Below are 22909 nucleotides of genomic sequence, written 5' to 3'. Positions count from 1 at the left end.
AAAAACACAAAAACTGGTTTAATTAAAAAAAAGAATTCCCTGGAAACAGGGTCATGGGAATCCTATGTCTATTTTCTAAAGCAAATTGATCAAACTACTTCAATTATTTAAAATCGGAATTGCTGATTATTGCAGCAGGATTTGCGTATGTAAGACCAATTTTTTCTCATACGCTACCAGCAGGCACTGAAGCGCGTGTGAAAATTGGAAAAGTGCCTAGTTTGTTAGCACTTCTCCCCAATGTCAGCATTCAAGCTTATTTAGGAAATTCTACAGCAGGACAAGCTGTATCTGGAGCATCTCTATTGAACTTAATTGATGGAGAGTCTACGGATGAAATTGTTTTTGTGCCTAGAAATGCATCAAATGTAGCAGTGCCCTATGATCGGGTAGAAATTCGGCTGAGTACTACCTTATCTTTAGGAGGAGAACTTCGTGTTTTTGCTGTCTATTACTTGGATGATACACTTGATTGCGACTTTGAGCCTGATATGATTTTTGGAAGCACTTCCGAACTTATTGGAGGAGTCAATCCCGTTTTGAATCCTTACAATGTATTAGATGGAAACCTCAATACTTTTGCCTCCTTGAGGTCCAATGTATCCTTGGCGAGCAGGACTTTTCTGACAGCTCTTTTTGATGAACATAGTAGGGTTGGGGATTCTGTTTCTATAGTACTTCGGAATGTAGGAGGTCTATTGAATGCCAACCTATTAGCATCAAGCTTGAGGGTTAGAACCTTTTTAGATATGAATCTTTCGGAAGATTTGGCTTTGAATCCCTCATTTTTGAACTTGACATTGTTACCTGGGCAAACAGATGTGTATAGGTTAACATATCCAACATCGCAAGTTTTCAATAGACTAGAAGTTTCATTGGGTCAAGGGCTTCTTAATGCGTTGACCGCAGTGGATGTTTTTGAGATGGAAAGAATTCAAGTTTCTTCTCCCTTTGAAATTTCAAATAGTGATGGTACAGCATTTTGTCAAGGTGATGAGGTTGGTTTCAATCAAGTAAGAAGTTATACTGGAGATCAATATGAGTGGATGGTGGATGGACAAGTTGTAGGAAGTTCCTCTTCATTGTCCATGCCTCTTGATCTACCACCAGGAGTTCATACTTTTCAGTTAAGGACATTCAGAAATGGCTGCTTAGAACCAGACATGCTTTCTCAGTTGGATGTAACGGTTCATGCAGTACCTAACCCTGATGATTTTTTAGTGATTCCCGAAGGAGCTGCCTATACTGATGGAGATACATTTACTTATTTGGAAGGTGTGAATCCAATTGTTCTGCCTCCAAACTATGTTTCAGGGTTACAGGGTACTTTTCACTGGTATTTCGATGAAGAGAGGATGCAGCCAGTCCCAAATGGATTTGTAGCGGCAGATGGTACCAGTTATTCACTTGATGATGACGTGCTGACGATTGATAACTGGGGTTTCAGGGATGAGCCATACGAGCTTTACCTAGCTTATACTACTGAATTCGGCTGCGAAACCATTCGAAAGTATAGTTTTGAGGCATTGGGGATCATATTGCCCCTAGTTGGCCTTGACTTACAGGGTCAAGAGGAAGGTGCATTAGTTAAGCTTTTTTGGAATTCAGTGATCTATGTTGGAGATTATGTGATAGAGCGAAGTGTAGATGGGAAGCATTTTCAAAAGATTCATGAAGAGACAGCAAGAGAAGGATATATTGATTTTATAGATACTCAACCTACATATGGAAATAACTATTATCGGCTTGGGTATTTTGCTCCAGATCATCAAACCATCATTTATTCGACTTTAGTCAGGGTTATTTCCACATTTGAGCAAAAGCGCAACCTTCAAGTTTTTCCTAATCCTGTAAAATCCGAGCTAAACTTGAAGTTACCTAACATCAAGGATGATTTAGAGGTGCTAATCTATTCGACTCAAGGCCAGTTAATTTTTCAAAGCAGGGTAAATTTTAAGTCGAGTCAAAGCAATATTTACCTAACTATTGAAGAAGTATCAAGCCTGAAACCTGGCGTTTACCTTTTGAAAGTGGTTTCTAGAAACAGCATTCAGACTGTACAGTTTGTCAAAGAATGATGAAAATCAATAAGGTTTTTATATGATTTTAAATTGAAATAAAATTTTAATAAAGGTAATTAATATAGATTATTATACTGATAATGATAAAATAAAGAATTTATATGGTTATTAATGTTTGAATTACAAAATAAGTAGAGTGGGTTACATAATTGGATTGTGGAAGATCTTCGTGCTTAGCCAAAGCGTAGTTTTGGGTAATGTTCATCTAATAATCTTTTCATATGACAAGAATTTTACACTCTTTGAAAACTTTAGGGCTTATACTTTTGGCTGTTGTTATTTTCACGAACAATACCCAAGGTCAGGTTGAAAAACGGCTGGCGACCTCGATTACATCAACGTCAGGGAATATTCCTCTAAGCTCAAATCCTACAGTTCAAAATGCAAATAATGCACTTAATGACAATGGGAGTTTTGCTAGATTGAGAGCGAGCCCAGGCTTGTTAGCTGGTTTAGGGAGTTACAATAGCCATTTGGAATTAACTTTCCCAGAAGCTTTGCCAGCTAACTCACAAGTATTTATTCAAATCCAAGGTGACGCAACTTTGTTGAATGCATTAGTTGGCGGTACACTTGGAGATGCTCTGGCAGATATTTTAGGAACAGTACTTCTAGGAAGTCAGGAGATCAGAGTGTCTGCTAGAAATGGTTCGAATGTCGTGCTTGAAAGGTCAAGTGATGATGTAGGAGGCTTTGGAATAGATCGTGCTAGATTGGTTCAAGATCAATCTGGGAACTTTTTTATTGCACTCAGGCCCAGTCAATCATTTGATAGGGTAAGAATTGAAAACAGAACTTTATCACTGGCTGGACTAGGTTCAGTTTATATTTTAGATGTTTATAATGCATTTGTTCTTGAAGGTAGCGATCCGTGCGGATCAGCTGATTTTACCTCGTTTGATGCTTCAGGCATTTCTTTATCCTTATTAGGTATTGGAACCCCAGGGGTAAGTAATCCACAAAATGCCATTGATGGAAACTTTTCAACATATTCTTCAATTAACTTTGGATTATTAGATGCTGGAGGGACCATATCACAATTTTTTTATTTTGGAGATCTATCTGAACCGACTGATGAGGTACAAATATCCATCAGCGGGAATCAATCCTTATTAGATGTAAATCTTCTCGGTGATGTTAGGATTTTGGCTTTTGATGGTACAACAGAGGTATTCAATAGAACGCTTGCAAGCTTAAATACTGATCTTTTAGGATTGTTACAATTGGATTTGTTGGGATTGTTTGCAGATGGATCGGTAGTAAGTATACCTATACAGCCTGGTCAAGCCTTTGACCGAGTCGAGTTAAGGTCAAGCACTGTACTTAGCTTGGATCTTGGTGCGGAGCTTAGGGTTCATAATGTGGTGAAAACACCAGGTAGGCCCACACTTGCAGACCCTAATGATGCAAATCAAATTGTATGTAGTACAGATGAGGTTACACTATCTGTGCTTTCACAGCCTGGAGATATTGTCAATTGGTATACTCAACCAATAGGAGGGGCTAGTATAGCAACTGGAAATAATCTTCCGCTAGGAAATATTCAAAGAAGATCAGTTTACTATGCTGGCATAAGCCGAGCAGGATGTCCAGAAGAATCTGCAAGGATTTCGATGGTAGTTGATTTAGATCGCAACCCTCAAATCACAGTTAATGGTTCTCAAGTCTATAGTGTATTAGTAGGTGAAAGCATTCAATTACCAGAGGCAGTTGCATTCAATGAAGATGGGGCAGAGGTACCTACATCTTATGAAGGATTGAATGGTGCCCCATTATCAGGTTCAAATGTTGCTGGTCCTTTTGCTGCTGGGGGTCAATATCGGTATAGAATTTCAGCGATAGGTGATAATTGTACCAACTTTTTAGACATTGTAGTCAATGTATTGGATTTGGAAACTTGCCCTATAGTGTTTGCACCAAACTTTGCAAATGATGGTCAGACTTTTACAAACAGTAGTTTACTTGGACTTCAGCTGGGGAATGTAGACAATCCTTTGAATGCTGTTGATGGAGATTTAAGCACATATTCAACACTCAATGAAACTGTAGGTACTACCTTACTAGGCTTGACAGGAGAGACATCTCAAACTTTAAGCTGGAATGTTCAGATTCCAGCGGGAAATGCTGTTACTGTAAAATTGGGACGTGAGCTTGGTGGCGTAGCACAGTTGGCAGCTGGAGTTTATGTTCAAGCATTTGACAATGGTAGCCCAGTAGGGCCTAGAAGACCAGTTGATGTGAATCTAGTTTCGGTGTTGAATGGAATCAATGATTATAATTTTAGCTATATACCAACCAATCAATCAGGAAGCCCAGTTTCTTTTGATGCAATAAAGATTTCATTAGTTCCTATCTTGAACACTGTACAACGTGTACGCATCTATGGCGCTTATTATCATGATGCTGTAGATGCTTCAGGTGCATGTGATGAAGATGTTTGGGAGATACAGACAGGGTTTGATGCATTGATTGGGGGCCTTGATGTTGCATCGGGTTTGACTGGAGTGCTGAGTCCCGAACGCGCAGTTGATGGAGACTTGGATACTTTTGCTTCAATGGTCAATGCTGTCGGGGTAAATTTATTTAGTCGATTAGAAGTTGCTTACAATTTGCCATCCTTTGCAGGAGATACCTTGAATATCAAATTGGGAGTTCCTACAGGTTTGCTTGATTTGGCAGTCCTTCAAGGATTTAGCATACAACGATTCTATGGGGGACAAGCTATTGGTGAACCCGTTGATGCTAGCTCATCTTTATTGACTTTAACTTTGTTAGGCTCTGGTACCGAAGCGATGATATCCGTTGTAAATGATGTGCCATATGACAGAATTGTAATAAGATATGGTGGTCTTGCAAGTGTACTAGAACAACTGAGGATTTTTGAGATCGAAAGAGTAGCAGTTGCCTCAATTGATGGGGAGTATTTTGATGAAGATGAAGGGACTTGGATTCTTGAGATTTGTGAAGGAGATATTATTGATGTTTCCATATCCCCATGTGAAGAGATTAAATTTTATGATGCAGAAGTTGATGGAAACGAAGTCAGTGTAGATGATATAGCTCAAATAGAAGGGCCAACAGAAGTCGAACTTTTTGTGCAAGTGATAAGATATGGCTGCGAGATTGACTCCAAACGTAAACCGATCAGGATCATTATCAATGCAACTGCACCACCCACAGCAGCAGAAGAGCAAGAGTTTTGCGTGATTGATGAGCCTACTTTGGCTTCTATTATCATCTCTGGTGAGAATATCATTTGGTATGATGCTCCAGTTGGCGGAAATGTACTGCCCATAGATACATCACTACAAGATGGGGAAACATATTATGCAAGTCAGACCATTGATGGTGCATGCGAGAGTTTTGTAAGAGCTTCAGTGACGGTCATTCTAAATGATAGTCCACCACCAAGTACCCCAGAGGATGTACAAACATTCTGTGTTTCTGATAATGCTACCATCGAATTTTTACAAGTTGATGGAGAAAATATTCAATGGTATGATGTAAATGGGAACTTAGTAGCTCCAGGAACAACTCTTCCAGTCGGAGTGAATGTATACTTTGCTACTCAGACTTTAGTAAATGGTTGTGAAAGCTCTGAAACATTGCAAGTACAAGTCGTAGTGGAGAATTGTGACGCACTGATTGAGATCACCAAGACTGCAAATGTCTCCACAGTATTGGCCGGTGAGCAAATTGTTTATACCATAGTTGTAGAAAACTCAAGTGGTACTGATTACAACGATCTCACTGTTACTGATCCATTACCTACAGGTACCAACTTTTTGACAGCTACTGAGTCAGGAACACTGATAGATGGAGAAGTTGTATGGCAGATTCCGACCTTATTGTCAAATGAATCAGTTTCTCTGGAATTCACTGTTTCTACAAACCCTTCGTTGCCAGAGGGGACTCTGATAAGGAATTTTGCATTAGTAAGTGCAGATTTTATCTTGGATGCTCCGAAAGTTTCCAACAATGCAGATGTCATCGTAGAAACAAACGCTGATCTCACTGTCACAAAAGCAGCAGATTCTCCAACAGTCTTGGCAGGTGAAAATATCACCTACACGATTACGGTATCTAATACAGGTCCAAGTGATGCGCTGGATGTTGTAGTCACAGATGCAATTCCTGAGATGACAGGTTTTGTGTCAGCAGACAATGGAGGCATGTTTGAAGAAGGTGTAGTGACTTGGGATTTAGGAACTATTGGAGCCGGAGAAAATGTAGCATTGACCTTGATATTGTCTACTCCAAGTGAATTGGTAGCAGGCACAATAATCAGCAACATTGCGATAGTAGATAGTCCAACAGATGAGGACGGGCCAAAAGAATCTGATCCAGAGGATGTGGAAGTAGAGACAGAAGCGAGCCTAATGATTACCAAGATCGCTTCATCAAGTACAGTCTTGGCAGGTGAAAATATCACCTATACCATTACCGTATCGAATGCAGGACCAAGTGATGCGATAGATGTAGTAGTAACAGATGCGATTCCAGGGATGACAGGTTTTGTGTCAGCAGACAATGGGGGCATTTTCGCAGAAGGTGTGGTGACTTGGGATTTGGGAACTATTGGAGCAGGAGAAAATGTAGCCTTAACATTGATTCTTTCAACAGCACCAGATTTGGCAACAGGTACAGTGATTAGCAATGTGGCTATAGTGGACTGCATGACTGATCCAAACTCGCCAATTACTTCAGATCCGGCAAACGTGGTGATAGATACAGAGGCAGGGTTAGTTATTGAAAAAGAAGCGATGAGTTCTACCGTGTTAGCAGGTGATGAAATCATTTATACAATTAGTATTTTCAATCCAGGTCCTAGCAATGCCACTGATGTGGTAGTGACCGATCAAATCCCTGAAATGACAGGTTTTGTATCAGCAGATAACGGAGGAATCTTTGATGCTGGAGTTGTAACATGGGAAATAGGTGATTTAGCTGCTGGTGAGCGCATTGATTTGACTTTAGTACTTTCAACTTCATCAAACTTAAGTTCAGGTACAGTGATCACCAATATTGCAATTGTTGAGAGCCCTACAGATGAGGGAAGTCCAAGAGAGTCTGATCCAGAGGATGTAACCATTGAAACAGAAGCAAGTCTTGAAATCACCAAGATGGCAACTTCTGCAACAGTCTTGGCAGGAGAAAATATCACCTACAATATAATTATTACAAATAATGGTCCTAGTGATGCGTTGAATGTGATTGTTTCTGATGAGATCCCCGAGATGACAGGTTTTGTTTCAGCAGATTTTGATGGGTTTTTTGATTCCGGGGAAGTAACATGGAACCTAGGAACGATTGCATCAGGGTCTAGTATAGAACTGACCTTGATACTGTCTACTCCAAGTGAATTGGTAGCAGGCACAATAATCAGCAACATTGCGATAGTAGATAGTCCAACAGATGAGGACGGGCCAAAAGAATCTGATCCAGAGGATGTGGAAGTAGAGACAGCGGCGAGTCTAATGATTACCAAGATGGCAACTTCTGCAACAGTCTTGGCAGGAGAAGATATCACCTATACCATTACCGTATCCAATGCAGGTCCAAGTGATGCGTTAGATGTAGTAGTCACAGATGAAATTCCAGGTATGACAGGTTTTGTGTCAGCAGACAATGGAGGCATGTTCGCAGAAGGTGTAGTGACTTGGGATTTGGGTACTATTGGAGCAGGAGAAAATGTAGCATTGACTTTGATATTGTCTACTCCAAGTGAATTGGAAGCAGGCACAATAATCAGCAACATTGCGATAGTAGATAGTCCAACAGATGAAGACGGGCCAAAAGAATCTGATCCAGAGGATGTGGAAGTAGAGACAGCGGCGAGCCTAATGATTACCAAGATGGCTTCATCAAGTACAGTCTTGGCTGGAGAGGATATCACCTACACCATTACCGTATCGAATGCAGGCCCAAGCGATGCACAAGATGTAGTAGTCACAGATGCGATTCCAGGTATGACAGGTTTTGTGTCAGCAAACAATGGGGGAATGTTCGCAGAAGGTGTAGTGACTTGGGATTTGGGTACTATTGGAGCAGGAGAGAATGTGGCCTTGACATTGATTCTTTCAACAATGCCAGATCTGGCATCAGGCACAGTGATCAGCAATGTAGCAATAGTGGATTGCATGACTGATCCAAACTCACCAATAACTTCAGATCCATCATTGGTTACCGTAGAGGCGGATGCCGATTTGATGATTACCAAAATAGCAGCTTCTCCGACAGTTGTTGCCGGAGAGGATATCACCTATACCATTACTGTATCGAATGCAGGTCCAAGTGATGCGCTAAATGTAGTAGTCACAGATGCGATTCCTGCATCTACAGGTTTTGTGTCAGCAGACAATGGAGGCATGTTCGAAGAGGGTGTAGTGAATTGGGATCTGGGTACTATTGCATCAGGGTCTAGTGTAGCATTGACCTTGATACTGTCTACTCCAAGTGAATTGGTTGCAGGCACAATAATCAGCAACATTGCGATAGTAGATAGTCCAACAGATGAGGACGGGCCAAAAGAATCTGATCCAGAGGATGTGGAAGTAGAGACAGAGGCGAGCCTAATGATCACCAAGATGGCTTCATCAAGTACAGTCGTTGCAGGAGAAGATATCACCTACACCATTACCGTATCGAATGCAGGCCCAAGTGATGCACAAGATGTAGTAGTCACAGATGCGATTCCAGGTATGACAGGTTTTGTGTCAGCAGACAATGGGGGCATGTTCTCAGAAGGCGTAGTGACTTGGGATTTGGGTACTATTGCATCAGGGTCTAGTGTAACATTGACCCTGATACTCTCTACCCCAAGTGATCTCACATCAGGAACTACGATCAGCAATATCGCGATAGTAGATAGTCCAACAGATGAAGACGGGCCAAAAGAATCTGATCCAGAGGATGTGGAAGTAGAGACAGCGGCGAGTCTAATGATTACCAAGATGGCAACTTCTGCAACAGTCTTGGCAGGAGAAGATATCACCTATACCATTACCGTATCCAATGCAGGCCCAAGCGATGCGATAGATGTAGTAGTCACAGATGCGATTCCAGGTATGACAGGTTTTGTGTCAGCAAACAATGGAGGCATGTTCTCAGAAGGCGTAGTAACTTGGGATTTGGGTACTATTGGAGCAGGAGAGAATGTAGCCTTGACATTGATTCTTTCAACAATGCCAGATCTGGCATCAGGCACAGTGATCAGCAATGTAGCAATAGTGGATTGCATGACTGATCCAAACTCACCAGTAACTTCAGATCCATCATTGGTTACCGTAGAGGCGGATGCCGATTTGATGATTACCAAAATAGCAGCTTCTCCAACAGTTGTTGCCGGAGAGGATATCACCTATACCATTACTGTATCGAATGCAGGTCCAAGTGATGCGTTAAATGTAGTAGTCACAGATGCGATTCCAGGTATGACAGGTTTTGTGTCAGCAGACAATGGAGGCATGTTCGCAGAAGGTGTAGTGAATTGGGATCTGGGTACAGTGGCATCTGGGGAGAGTATTGCTTTGACTTTGGTGCTTTCTACTCCAAGTGATCTGACAGTAGGAACGACAATCAGCAACATTGCGATAGTAGATAGTCCAACAGATGAGGACGGGCCAAAAGAATCTGATCCAGAGGATGTGGAAGTAGAGACAGCGGCGAGCCTAATGATAACCAAGATGGCTTCATCAAGTACAGTCTTGGCTGGAGAGGATATCACCTACACCATTACCGTATCCAATGCAGGCCCAAGTGATGCACAAGATGTAGTAGTCACAGATGCGATTCCAGGTATGACAGGTTTTGTGTCAGCAGACAATGGGGGCATGTTCTCAGAAGGCGTAGTGACTTGGGATTTAGGAACTATTGCATCAGGGTCTAGTGTAGCATTGACCTTGATACTGTCTACCCCAAGTGATCTCACATCAGGAACTACGATCAGCAATATCGCGATAGTAGATAGTCCAACAGATGAAGACGGGCCAAAAGAATCTGATCCAGAGGATGTGGAAGTAGAGACAGAGGCGAGTCTAATGATTACCAAAGTAGCTACTTCTGCTACAGTCATTGCTGGAGAGGATATCACCTATACCATTACCGTATCGAATGCAGGTCCAAGCGATGCATTGAATGTAGTTGTTACAGATGCGATTCCAGGTATGACAGGTTTTGTGTCAGCAGACAATGGGGGCATGTTCTCAGAAGGCGTAGTAACTTGGGATTTGGGAACTATTGGAGCAGGAGAGAATGTGGCCTTGACATTGATTCTTTCAACAATGCCAGATCTGGCATCAGGCACAGTGATCAGCAATGTAGCAATAGTGGATTGCATAACTGATCCAAACTCACCAATAACTTCAGATCCATCATTGGTTACCGTAGAGGCGAATACCGATTTGATGATTACCAAAATAGCAGCTTCTCCAACAGTTGTTGCCGGAGAGGATATCACCTATACCATTACTGTATCGAATGCAGGTCCAAGTGATGCGTTAAATGTAGTAGTCACAGATGCGATTCCTGCATCTACAGGTTTTGTGTCAGCAGACAATGGGGGCATGTTCGCAGAAGGTGTAGTGAATTGGGATCTGGGTACAGTCACATCTGGGGAGAGTATTGCTTTGACTTTGGTGCTTTCTACTCCAAGTGATCTGACAGTAGGAACGACAATCAGCAACATTGCCATAGTAGATAGTCCAACAGATGAAGACGGGCCAAAAGAGTCTGATCCAGAGGATGTGGAAGTAGAGACAGCGGCGAGCCTAATGATCACCAAGATGGCTTCATCAAGTACAGTCGTTGCAGGAGAAGATATCACCTACACCATTACCGTATCTAATGCAGGCCCAAGTGATGCACAAGATGTAGTAGTCACAGATGCGATTCCAGGTATGACAGGTTTTGTGTCAGCAGACAATGGGGGCATGTTCTCAGAAGGCGTAGTGACTTGGGATTTGGGTACTATTGAATCAGGGTCTAGTGTAGCAGTGACCTTGATACTCTCTACCCCAAGTGATCTCACATCAGGAACTACGATCAGCAATATCGCGATAGTAGATAGTCCAACAGATGAAGACGGGCCAAAAGAGTCTGACCCAGAGGATGTGGATGTAGGGACAGAAGCGAGTCTAATGATTACCAAAGTAGCTACTTCTGCTACAGTCATTGCTGGAGAGGATATCACCTATACCATTACCGTATCGAATGCAGGTCCAAGCGATGCATTGAATGTAGTTGTTACAGATGCGATTCCTGCATCTACAGGTTTTGTGTCTACAAATCAGGGAGGCACATTTGCCAATGGAGTGGTCACTTGGAATCTAGGAACAATTTCTGGAGGAGCTGATGTGGTAATAACTTTAGTATTGTCTACTCCAAGTACAATTCCAATAGGTACAATCATCACTAATGTCGCTGTGGTTAATAGTCCAACGGATGAGGATGGGCCAAAAGAGTCTGATCCAGAGGATGTAGAAGTAGCTGATAATACTACACAACTTAGATTGATAAAAACATCTGATGTGATGACGGTATCTCCAGGAGATATGGTGACTTACAGTATTTCATTACTAAACATTGGAGAATTTGATGCTATGAATTTAGCAGTGGTAGATAGTTTACCGGATGGTTTTGAACCAATAGATGCTAGTCATGGAGGCGTTATGGAAGGCAATACTGTACAATGGCAAATAGATGGCCTCGCCGCAGGAGCTTCTATGACAATGGAGATAACTGGCTTTGTGTCAATCGATGAAGGTCAATTGGTAAACAAAGTAAACGCCTCAAGCCAAAATGCTGATGATGTTGAATTTATAGCTGAAGCGATTTTGATCAATGTAGTAGATCTTGAAATACAGAAAGCTGTAAGCTCAGCGATGGTTAGAATAGGAGCCACATTCCAATACAGGTTGACTGTTAGAAATCTATCACAGATGGATGCATCTGAAATCCTTGTATCTGATTTTATTCCACTTGGAGTAATATACCAAAATGCAACTACACCAGTAGGTGAAGTGACATATGATGTCAATTCCAGAGTATTGACATGGGAGATCGAGAGCCTCGCTCCTGGCGTCGAGCGAACATTGACCATCAATGTAGAAGCACAGAATCATGGTACAATTAGAAATACTGCAACAGTAATTTCTCGAGAATTGGATACAGATGAATCTAATAATGAAGATACCATATCTCATGAGCAGCGATCATTTGAAATTCCAAATGTCTTCACACCAAATGGAGATGGGATCAATGATACTTGGGAATTGGTAGGTGTTGAACACTTCTATACAAGAGCAAAATTGATAGTGGTCAATAGGCTAGGAGTCGAAGTCTATAGAGCTGAAGCCTATGATAATTCTTGGGACGGTGGCAACCTTGCAGAAGGAACTTATTTCTACCAGTTGACTACGGTTGACTTAGATAATAACGAACAAATATTTACTGGCTATGTGACAATTTTAAGATAAGGAAAAATGAGAAAGTTTAAGTTTTTAATATTAATAGGATTGATTTGCTCTTTGAGTATGGAGAGTAAAGGACAGCAAGTCCCACAGTTCAGTCAATATATGTTCAACCCATTGTTTATCAATCCTGCATACACTGGATACAAAGAACAACTCTATGTCCAGTCTTATTATAGAAAGCAATGGGCAGGTGTGGAAGGAAGTCCAGAAACATTTGCACTTGGTGCAGATGGCTTCCTTCCCAATCAAAGATTGGGAGTAGGTTTGGTTGGATTGACGGATCGATTAGGAGCACAGCGGACCAATGCTATCTATGGCAATATAGCATATCACCTTAGGTTAGGAGAGGAGAATTATTTGAGCTTTGGCATGGGGATAGGCTTTGTCAATTCTATGCTAGATGGTGCACAGCTAATTCCTGGAACTGATAATGATCCTTCCGTTCCTGGAGCAAAGAACACTGTAAACTATCCGGATTTGAAGCTGGGGATGTTTTATTATGCTAGTAAGTTTTATGCAGGACTTGCAGTTGATAATGTGACTTCTCCGCTTTTTGACCTGGATAATGGAGAAGTAATTATCGAACCTAGATCACACTTGAATGTAACGGCGGGCTATTGGATTGATTTTAGCTATGCGGTGGCATTCAAGCCTTCGGTAATGTACATGGATGATTTCAAAGCTCCAGCTCGTTTAGATGTCAATGCTTCGTTTATATTTTTTGATAAATTTTGGTTAGGAGCATCTTATAGGACAGCTGTAAATTATAAAGATCAAGCTTTCAATGAAGCCATGCGAAATAATACAGCAGTGGTCGGATTGTTTGAGGTATTTATAGGAGAAGGATTGAGGGTTGGTTATGCTTATGATCATCAGATCAATGGGTTTAACCCAAGAGGGTTTTCAACCCATGATATCTCAATTGGATATCTTTTCCCTCCAAAGCGAATCAAATCAATATCACCACGAAACTTTTAAAACAGGACTCCATGAATAGAATATTATACAACTTTGTTTTGATTTTGATCATTTTGGCAAGTGGTTGTAAGGCACTTTCCAACAAGGATCTCAAATTAGCCAAGCAAAATGAACAAATGCTAAACTATGCCTTAGCAAAAGAAAACTATCAAAGTGCTTGGGATAGAATTGAGAGTGCTGAAGCAGCAAGAGGCTTAGCTTTTACTAACATGAAAACAAGGGATTTTGCAAATGCAGAACCTTGGTTTAGAAAACTTGAGCAGCTAGCCGCTTTATCAGGTGATGATTACTTCTATTTTGCAAAAACTCTTGGTGCAAATGGAAAGTTTGAAGAAGGGAAGCAGTACTTGGAATCTTTTGAATCAGAAAAATATCCTGAAATCCCAACTTTTTTTGTAGAACAGCTGTATGCTTCACTTGATAAAGGAAAGGCGATGGTGAATGCTGAAACAAGGAGTATAATTGAACCTATTAAGGGTGTAAATACTGAATACTCGGAGTTTGGATTGAGTTTTTTTGATGATCAAATTTATTTTGCTTCAGATCGAATTCATAGTGAAAGTACCAAAATCAATCGTTTCAATACTTTTGAAGGAAATACCTATGGTTGGACTGGGAATGGGTTCGTTTCTATATATGGAGCTAAATTTCATGAAGAAGAAAACAAAGTAAATGCAATTCATTTGGTTGATGAATTTAGCTACCCCTTTCATATTGGCCCATTGATGAAGTCTAAGGATATGGTTTTTTATACCAAAGTGCCGAGACCTAAGGAATCCAAGAAGTTTTCTATCAAAAAAATTGATATCACGGTTTTTCCTGGGATATATTACAAAGCAGTAGCTGCTGATAGTGCCATGCGAGAAGAAATGGCGTTACCTTTCAATGATCACAAAACTCACATGCTTTTAGATCCATTTTGGGATCAAGAAACTAGAACACTTTATTTTGCCTCGGACATGTCAGGAGGATATGGAGGTACTGATTTATATAAGGTTCATCTGGGTGATGACGGGGAATGGGGGGATGCTATCAATCTTGGAGATGAGATAAATACTCCGGGAGACGAGAGATCCCCCTTTCTTGATCAATTGAGAGATTTTTACTTTGCTTCAGATGGGCATGTCGGACTGGGTGGATTGGATGTTTTTAAGTTAACAAATTTTGAGTCGGCTGGTGGTAGTTTAGAAAATTTAGGAGTTCCTATAAACTCCAATAGGGATGATTTTTCTTTTATTAGATTGACAGAAGATCATGCATACTTAAGCTCTGATCGAACTGGAGGCAAAGGTTCAGATGATCTTTATAGGGTATTGTACAATTATGAGGAATTTTTCAGTTTGACTGGAAAAGTTCTGAATCGTGATGATGAGAGTCCAATAGCTAATGCCGTAGTGACAGCTATCAGTAAAGAAACTGGACTCAATACAAGATATATCACAGAGGATGACGGGTCTTTCAAATTCAAGCTTCCAGTGCTTCAAGCTCACAACTTGGATGCCTCAGCTTCGGGATTTTTCACTAAACATTTGGAGGATGTTGTTCTAGGAACTCAGGAAGAACGTCTGAAAAAGGAAGAATTTGTTACTGTCTATTTGGAAAAAATGGAAGTCAACAAGACCTATAAAATTGAAAATATATTTTATGATTTTGATAAATGGGACATCAGACCTGATGCGGAAGTTCCACTGTTGGAATTAGTGAAAATCATGGAAGAAAACCCCACAATGGTCATTGAACTTCACTCTCACACGGACTCAAGAGGAAATAAGAAGTACAATCAAAATCTATCTGAAAAGCGAGCACAATCAGCAGTTGACTACATTGTCTCACAGGGGATTGATGCTAGAAGGATTACTGCCAAAGGATTTGGGATGGATAAATTAATCAATCATTGTGGTCCTGGAGTGACGTGTACAGATGAAGAGCATCAGCTCAATAGGAGAACTGAGTTTATTATCACCAAGTTGTAAATTGATCCAATCATAAGTCCCTTTAGATGAGTAAAAATTTTGAATTGTACTTGACCGAAGAAGTATTGGTTAGCATTTCGCATCTTCCAATGCTAATGCAGACCATCTCTACAGATACCAAACAAAAAAATGAAATCATAGTCAGCAAAGATCAAGTAGACCACCATGTTTTCTTTGTAGAAAAGGGTTTGATCAGACTCTTTGATATTGATGAAGAGGGCAATGAACATACGATCCTAATCATTCCAGAGAATCAAATGCTATTCAATGTGGAGAGTTGTTATTTCGGTCGGCCTTCCAAGTACTTCGTAGAAGCAATTGAAGAAACTGAGTTAATCCTCTTGGGGCCTAAGTTCAAGGAGTTAGCCAATAGACTTGGAAATGAATTTAGAAATTACAATGAATTCTTGCTTTATACCAACCTCGAAAAAATTCACGAAAGGATAAACGTACTTATAAGTTTAAATAAGAGTGATAAAGAATCCTACTTCTCCCAAAAGTATAAGGAGATAATAGACCGTATTCCTGATAAAGTAAAAGATTCATTTATGGGGTTTAAGTCACATAACCATCAAGTCATCTAATTTTCTAATACAAACTCAATTTCAATCCTGTCATTTTCTATATGCTCGGAGTCACTGCAGGGTAGTCCAGGTATACAATCATTGAGAAGCTTGGTAGCGCCTAGACCCATGGTAGTTATCCTTGAGGCTTCTATTCCTTTTTCTCTCAAATAGGATTTTACTTCAGCAGCTCTTTTGTCGGATTTTCGCTTATTAGCTGCTGGAGTACCACGGGAATCTGTATGTGCTATGATCTTGACCTTCAGCTTTGGGTTATGGTTCAGTGTCAGAAATAAAACATGTAGCACCTCTTCATTTGCCTCCAAAGATAACTGCTCTTTGGAGGTAAATCCACCATTGAAGAGAAGCTTTGATTCAGCCTTGATTTTGTTCAAGCCCAGATTCAGTTTTGTATTGGTATCAAGGCTATCTGGTAAATCAATTTTTAATACTTCGAAACCTGCAACAAGCAGATAGTTAACTTCAATCGTGTCTTTTAGATCATTTTGTAGCGATAGCTGAAGTTCACCATTACTGTTGGTGAGGATTTCTTTGCTATCAATATTATTAGCAATATTAACTTTCTCATCCCTAATGGGGGTGTTGTACGCCTTGTCAAACAGCCTCACCTGAATGATGTCTTGCTGATTAGAAGCATTCTGAAGGTAGTACAAATCATCATCACCGTTTCTGTTGGAACTGAGTACAGCTATTTCTTCATCTTCCTTCTCATATAATCCATAGAAAAGATCATCCCCATGGGAATTGATTGGTGGAGATAGATTTTCTGGATTGCTGTATTGATTATCAGTGATTTTAGTGCTAAATATATCATATCCACCATACCCACCTTGCCCATTACTCGAAAAATAGAGAACACCTGACTTTACAAAAGGGCTTCGTTCATCTTGTTTACTGTTGATTTTGGATCCCAAGTTTACAGGATCTGACCACTTGAGGCCCCCTAGGTACTGGACACTATACAGGTCCAAACCTCCATGCCCACCTGGCATATCTGAGGAGAAGATGAGCAACTCTCTTTCTTCATCCCAAAACGGATCGATCATTGCGAATTTCCTTTTGGATTTGTTGAAGAGTTTTTTCTCAGGGCCATATGAACCATTTTTTAATTTTTCCCTGAAGAAAATTTCTGGGAATGAGGCATCTTCTTCATTGGAGAGAAGTTTTTTGATACCTGAAGTTTCTTCAAGTTGACTTGCTGCATAGAATACAAATTGATCTGAAAAGCTAAGACTGCCATGTTGGATCTTATCCTTGATAAAAGGGACTTGTTCTACATTGCCATCATTTTGACCTGTTTCTTGTCGGTATGCATTGAAACTTAAGCTTTCATAAGGATTTCCAGTTCCAGCAAAGAATTTGTTAGGTCTATTGGAAACAAAATAGTGGTACCCATCATATATCCTTAATCCAAAATCACGGTATTTAGAATTCAAATTTGTAAACGCACTCAATTCATTACTGATTCCACTATTGACTTGATTGAGGTTATTTTCGATAACCACTTGCATTTTGGTCAGCGCTTGATTTTCTAAAGTTATCCTATTGGTAAATTTCGCAAACTGATATAGCGTCTTAGCCTGCTCAAAATCTCCAAGTCTTACCAATGATTCGAAAAATGGAATGATGTCCTCTGTGGAAAGCTCATAGTTAGACCTGAGGTAGGAGTAGCCTTCTACAGCAGCCTCAAAATTCTTGATTTGGTAGTGAGAAAGGGAAAGACCCTGTATGGCTTCTTTGGTTTCTTTTATCTTCAAAGAAGACTTGAAATGATCAATCGCCAAAAGATAATCGCTATTTTGAAAAGCAATATTTGCTTCAGCAATTTTCCTTTTTTCCTGAGTTTGTAATACCTGGGCATTGACAAATCCTACTGAAAAAAGGAGTATAGTGAGTATGTATATTTGAAAACGTTTCATTTTTATTAGAAGTATTTTGGTGAATAGGTTCTTCTCCTTTTTTCAGGAAAAATAAAACCTATTGATACATCATGGGTAGAGAATGCTCCCACACTTATTCCATTGATCTGGTGATCATAGGCATAGCCGATTCTTAAGCCATTGGTCATCCAAAACTGGGCAATGGCTACCATAGCACTACTGTTTCGGAGATTTTCTGAATCTACTCTATTCGCATAATCTATGGCTCTTCTATAGGTCAGCCCAAGCCACAATTGCTCATAGAATAGGAAAGTTGAGCTCAAATCAACTCTGGCTGGTGTACGAAAATCATCAAGCACAAGTAGGGTGTTTTTCAAGGTAACCTCATTGCTAAGATCAAGCCAAAAACCAGTGTATAGGTTAATATTTGCGTCATTATCTATGAGGAAATCACCTCGGTCAGGGTTGGTGATTAGTGAGCCTATATTTTCAGCACCTAAACTGAAAAAAAATGTCTCATCATAGTAGAATAATCCAGCCCTTAATTCAGGATACAGGAAGTTATTATTGCCCGAAAGACTGGCAGGATCCTCTGGGTCTATTCCGTCAAGTAAAGATTCATCCAATCGGGAATTGATAAGGCCCAAACCTAGCCCAAAGCTTAAGAATTGATCCTCACCGAGTTGAAGGTGATAGGCGATGTTTGATTGGATTGTATTTGTTCTATTTGCACCAATTTGATCACTCATCACATGCATACCTATGCCTAATTGGCTTTTTTCTAGAAATCCATCAGCTGAAAGTGCCATGGTCGTAGGACTTCCTTCTATTCCCGTCCATTGAGTCCTGTAATAACTTTGGATGTAGAGCCTTTCTTTGTAGCCAGCATATGCAGAATTGATGAATATGGGGTTGAACATGTACTGGCTGAACTGAGGGATTTGTTGACCATAGCTATCCACATTGGTCAATATGGAAATAAATCCCGCAGCAATTAGGTATATGAATGGTTTGATCAGTTTACTTGTCATGGTCATTTGATTAATGTAATGTATCCATTCAAAATCACCTCTTGGCCATCAGGCTTTCTCCCTTTGATTTGATAGAAATATGTGCCCGCATTCAATCCATCACCAGCCCAATCATTTTCGTAATTGGCTGATCTGTAGAGTTCAATTCCGTACCTGTTGAAGATCAAAACTTCCCAAGATGCTAGAAAGCTATCTAATCCTTGGGTTTTCCAAGTATCATTTCGGCCATCACCATTTGGCGTGACGATATTTGCTATTTTATATTCTAACTGGTCATGAGCCACACTAGAAGTTGTTATTACCGTAGGAATAGTGCTGCTATTGTCTATCAAAAATGCGGTATTTACAACTGAAGGGGAAGCTTGAGCAGCCCTCACTTCAAATGATATTGAAGTACTTTCTCCACTTGCCAAACTTGGTATACTCCATCGAAGCGTCTGGGTAGCTTGGTCGAATTCTACTTGGGTCGCGCCACTTAGGATTCTCTCAAAAATTACTGCCTCTGGTAAAGTGTCAATTACGATCAAATTTGATTCGGAACCAATATTATCTCCAGTGTTGAGCATCTCTATCTGGTAAGTAAACACTTGATCTATTTGAACGTTGGGCTGGGAGACCGTTTTGAGCATTTCTAAAGACAAGTTGATGTCTCCTTCTCCATCATCACCTACTACAGGTACAGGCTGAGTTTGATCAGATTGTGTGTCAAAATTATCTCCAGACACCTGTGCGGTATTAGAGACTTGGGTAGCACCATCTTGTACCATTGCTTGAATGGTATAGGTTCTAGCATCTCCGGGAGCTAAAGTTTCCAAATTCCAATTGATATTTTGCCCATCAATATCCCCACCCTCACTTGCAGCTATGGCAGTCAACTCTGCTGGAAGAATGTCTAAGATGTTCATGTTCAATGCAGGAGTTTCACCAGTATTGGTTATTGTGATTTCATAATTAAGAATGGAACCAACATTGATTTCTCCTTCATCTGTCAGTAATTTGGAAATGGCTAATGTGGTTTTTTCATCCTCGATGGGATTTTCTCCGTCTCCATCATCACCTACTACAGGCACGGGCGGAGTTTGATCAGATTGTGTGTCAAAATTATCTCCAGACACCTGTGCGGTATTAGAGACTTGTGTTGCACCATCTTGCACCATTGCTTGAATGGTATAGGTTCTAGCATCTCCAGGAGCTAAAGTTTGCAAATTCCAATTGATATTTTGCCCATCAATATCACCACCCTCACTTGCAGCTATGGCAGTCAACTCTGCTGGAAGAATGTCTAAGATGTTCATGTTCAATGCAGGAGTTTCACCATTATTGGTTATTGTGATTTCATAGTTAAGAATGGAACCGACATTGATTTCTCCTTCATCTGTCAGTAATTTGGAAATGGCTAATGTGGTTTTTTCATCCTCGATGGGATTTTCTCCGTCTCCATCATCACCTACTACAGGCACGGGCGGAGTTTGATCAGATTGTGTGTCAAAATTATCTCCAGAGACCTGTGCGGTATTAGAGACTTGTGTAGCACCATCTTGCACCATTGCTTGAATGGTATAGGTTCTAGCGTCTCCAGGAGCTAAAGTTTCCAAATTCCAATTGATATTTTGCCCATCAATATCACCACCCTCACTTGCAGCTATGGCAGTCAACTCTGCTGGAAGAATGTCTAAGATGTTAATGTTCAATGCAGGAGCTTCACCAGTATTGGTTATTGTGATTTCATAGTTAAGAATGGAACCGACATTGATTTCTCCTTCATCTATCAGTAATTTGGAAATGGCTAATGTGGTGTTTTCATTCTCGATAGGATTTTCTCCGTCTCCATCATCATTTCCAATCACAAGAACCTCTACCGTATTTGAACTGATGATTTCTGAATCAGATTGAATTTGACCAGTGGCAGTGTTTGGGATAATGGTGTTCACTGGAATATCATCAGCAAGTCTCACGGTGATGGTCAATGTAATGGATTGCTTTACAGCCAAAGAATTGATATTCCAATTGATAGTATTGTTGCCAAGCAGTTGCACTGTACTTGATGAAGCTATGTAAGTTACCAAATTTGAAAGTACATCTGTGATCACAAGATTTGTGATAGGCAGTGTTCCATCATTTGTAACGCTGATTGAAAAAGTGACTGTCTCGCCAGCTTCAGCTTCGGGTTGATCTACAGTTTTCTCGATAGAGAAACGTGTACAATCGGCGGAAAATGTCAGCTCTGTTGTGAATGTTTGCTGCAAAGATTCGCAATTGTTGTCGATTGTCACCACTAAGTATAGCATTTCTAGGCTTGTACTAGGGTTTATATTACTTATCGTAAGTTCTCCATTCTCTGCAATTGTAAAAATCGCACCGTCAAATGTAGCATTATGATTGATTTCGTTGATTTGGTCTTCATCAAAAAACCAAGAGAAAGAAACTTCTGCCTGATCATCAGGGAAGCCAGATGTAAAAGTAGGAGTGAGGGTTACATCATCTCCGGCACAAATGTTTTGCTCATTTCCAGTGATAGTCAATGTTACTTCATCAAGTGCCTCCTGAACATTGATTTCTATAGGTAATCTTTTCGATTCTAAGTCGCAGACAGGATCATAGGCAGACACATAATATGTTTTTGTATCAGTGATCTCCTCGGTTACAAATGGAACAGCACTTGGGTTTTCGGCTAAAGGAATACCTTCTGTCTCTACTTCATACCATCTAAGGAGCAAGCCGTCTGGTACGTTGGCTGTCAAGGATGCTGTTTCTCTTGTACAAACCAAAATAGGGAGTAGTTCGGGAGAAATTTCGGGTGGGCTGATGCTGAGTACTATATGAGCAAGTTGAAGTGCAGGAAGTTCGACTAGACCAGCATCCCCTCTTGCATAGGAAACAGATAACCTATCTACTGAGTTATTTACTACAAATGGTACTGATGCATATTCTCCATTTTGTAATAAATCAATAGCTTCCTCCGAAATCAAATCAGAAAGGTTTTCTTCATACCTCAAACTGTTCACCTCAAAGCCTCTTATCGAGACTCTTTGAAGGTCAGCCGTTCCAATGTTTTGGTCACTAAATTTAAAGGTTAATTCGAATGTTGTGTTTCCCTCAGAAGTTTTAGATAGGGTTACAAACTGTTCAATTATTGCATCCGAATTGTTGGATGTGAGGTTTAGTTCTGAGTGTGAAGTGGTGCCTATTTGTAAAATATTTTCTACATCAAATGCAGGCTGTACTCCAAGCAAGTTGGAAAGGTTGAAGTTTTGTAAATTGATACCTGTAAAAGCTGATGTGATGCAATCATGGTCTGGAGGGATGATAAACGCACCAAATATATCAGTAGAAGCGGTGTTGCCAAGCCCCAAAAGGGCACTGATTCTGTCCGTCAGCCTAATGCTTTGAAATTCCTGTTGTGGTCGGATTTGTATATAAAAGTTTCTTTCTTGGTCTACAACTATGCGGAGATTGTCCCCTGCAAAGTCTTCTGGGTTTTCAGTCGAACCTGAAAGTACAACTTGATTTCCATTTCTAGCTTGAACTTGCAAAGTGTGATTTCCAAACAACCCATTATCAAGTAGGCTACTTCCCAGTCCCCCAGAAGTACCTCCAAGAAGATTTTCTAATATAATGATATCGAAATCTATTTTTATAAATACCAGTGTATTGGCGGGAAGCACATTTGGGAAACCCAATTCCAGCACTCCAGTACTAGCTCCTATTCCTAGTGCTAGTCCAGTGCTTGAGTTGATTCGAGCAAAGGTGTTTAGGTCTTCATCTATGGCATTTAATATGTTATTTGCACTTTCTTGGACGAGAATGTCTCTAGCAAATTCCCTATCAAATTGAGCATGTGACCACAAAGGAGTGATCAATAGGAAGAACAAGAAAAGGTATTTGGTCAAGTGGTTCATTCTTGAAGTAG

8 protein-coding genes are annotated in these 22909 nt (G+C 40.4%); 5 read left to right on the top strand and 3 right to left on the bottom strand.

The genetic code is table 11. The annotated features are described in order from the left end of the window. The first annotated feature begins 119 nt into the window (after window positions 1-119). The 5 genes from MM239_RS10475 to MM239_RS10455 all read left to right on the top strand — a co-directional run bounded on the left by MM239_RS10475 (window position 120) and on the right by MM239_RS10455 (window position 16088). Window positions 120-2078, top strand: a complete 1959-nt coding sequence (locus MM239_RS10475) for a T9SS type A sorting domain-containing protein (RefSeq protein WP_241348180.1) — start codon at window positions 120-122, stop codon at window positions 2076-2078. Between the two features lie 224 nt (window positions 2079-2302). Continuing rightward, on the top strand, window positions 2303-12556 hold the full coding sequence (locus tag MM239_RS10470; protein ID WP_241348178.1) for an Ig-like domain-containing protein: 10254 nt from the start codon (window positions 2303-2305) through the stop codon (window positions 12554-12556). Window positions 12557-12562: 6 nt separating this feature from the next. After that, window positions 12563-13531, top strand: coding sequence for a PorP/SprF family type IX secretion system membrane protein (locus tag MM239_RS10465; protein ID WP_241348177.1), 969 nt, complete (start codon window positions 12563-12565; stop codon window positions 13529-13531). 11 nt (window positions 13532-13542) lie between these two features. Beyond that, window positions 13543-15504, top strand: coding sequence for an OmpA family protein (locus tag MM239_RS10460; protein WP_241348175.1), 1962 nt, complete (start codon window positions 13543-13545; stop codon window positions 15502-15504). Between the two features lie 26 nt (window positions 15505-15530). Next, a complete protein-coding gene (locus MM239_RS10455; protein WP_241348173.1) occupies window positions 15531-16088 on the top strand; it encodes a Crp/Fnr family transcriptional regulator in 558 nt (185 codons plus the stop codon). Here MM239_RS10455 and MM239_RS10450 read toward each other — a convergent pair. The 3 genes from MM239_RS10450 to MM239_RS10440 are packed head-to-tail and all read right to left on the bottom strand — an operon-like array spanning window position 16085 to window position 22898. After that, window positions 16085-18007: an OmpA family protein gene (locus MM239_RS10450; protein WP_241348170.1), complete on the bottom strand. Its 1923-nt coding sequence runs from the start codon at window positions 18005-18007 to the stop codon at window positions 16085-16087. The genes MM239_RS10455 and MM239_RS10450 overlap by 4 nt on opposite strands. 5 nt (window positions 18008-18012) lie before the next feature. Further along, complete coding sequence (locus MM239_RS10445) at window positions 18013-18999, bottom strand: PorP/SprF family type IX secretion system membrane protein (RefSeq protein ID WP_241348168.1); 987 nt, start codon at window positions 18997-18999, stop codon at window positions 18013-18015. Between the two features lie 2 nt (window positions 19000-19001). Further along, a complete protein-coding gene (locus MM239_RS10440; protein ID WP_241348166.1) occupies window positions 19002-22898 on the bottom strand; it encodes a T9SS type B sorting domain-containing protein in 3897 nt (1298 codons plus the stop codon). Window positions 22899-22909: the final 11 nt, after the last annotated feature.

The sequence above is a fragment of the Belliella filtrata genome, from assembly GCF_022549775.1.
Classification (GTDB): Bacteria; Bacteroidota; Bacteroidia; order Cytophagales; family Cyclobacteriaceae; genus Belliella; species Belliella filtrata.
The sequence above is the reverse complement of the archived record's forward strand: the minus strand, read 5'-3'. Positions and strand labels throughout refer to the sequence as shown.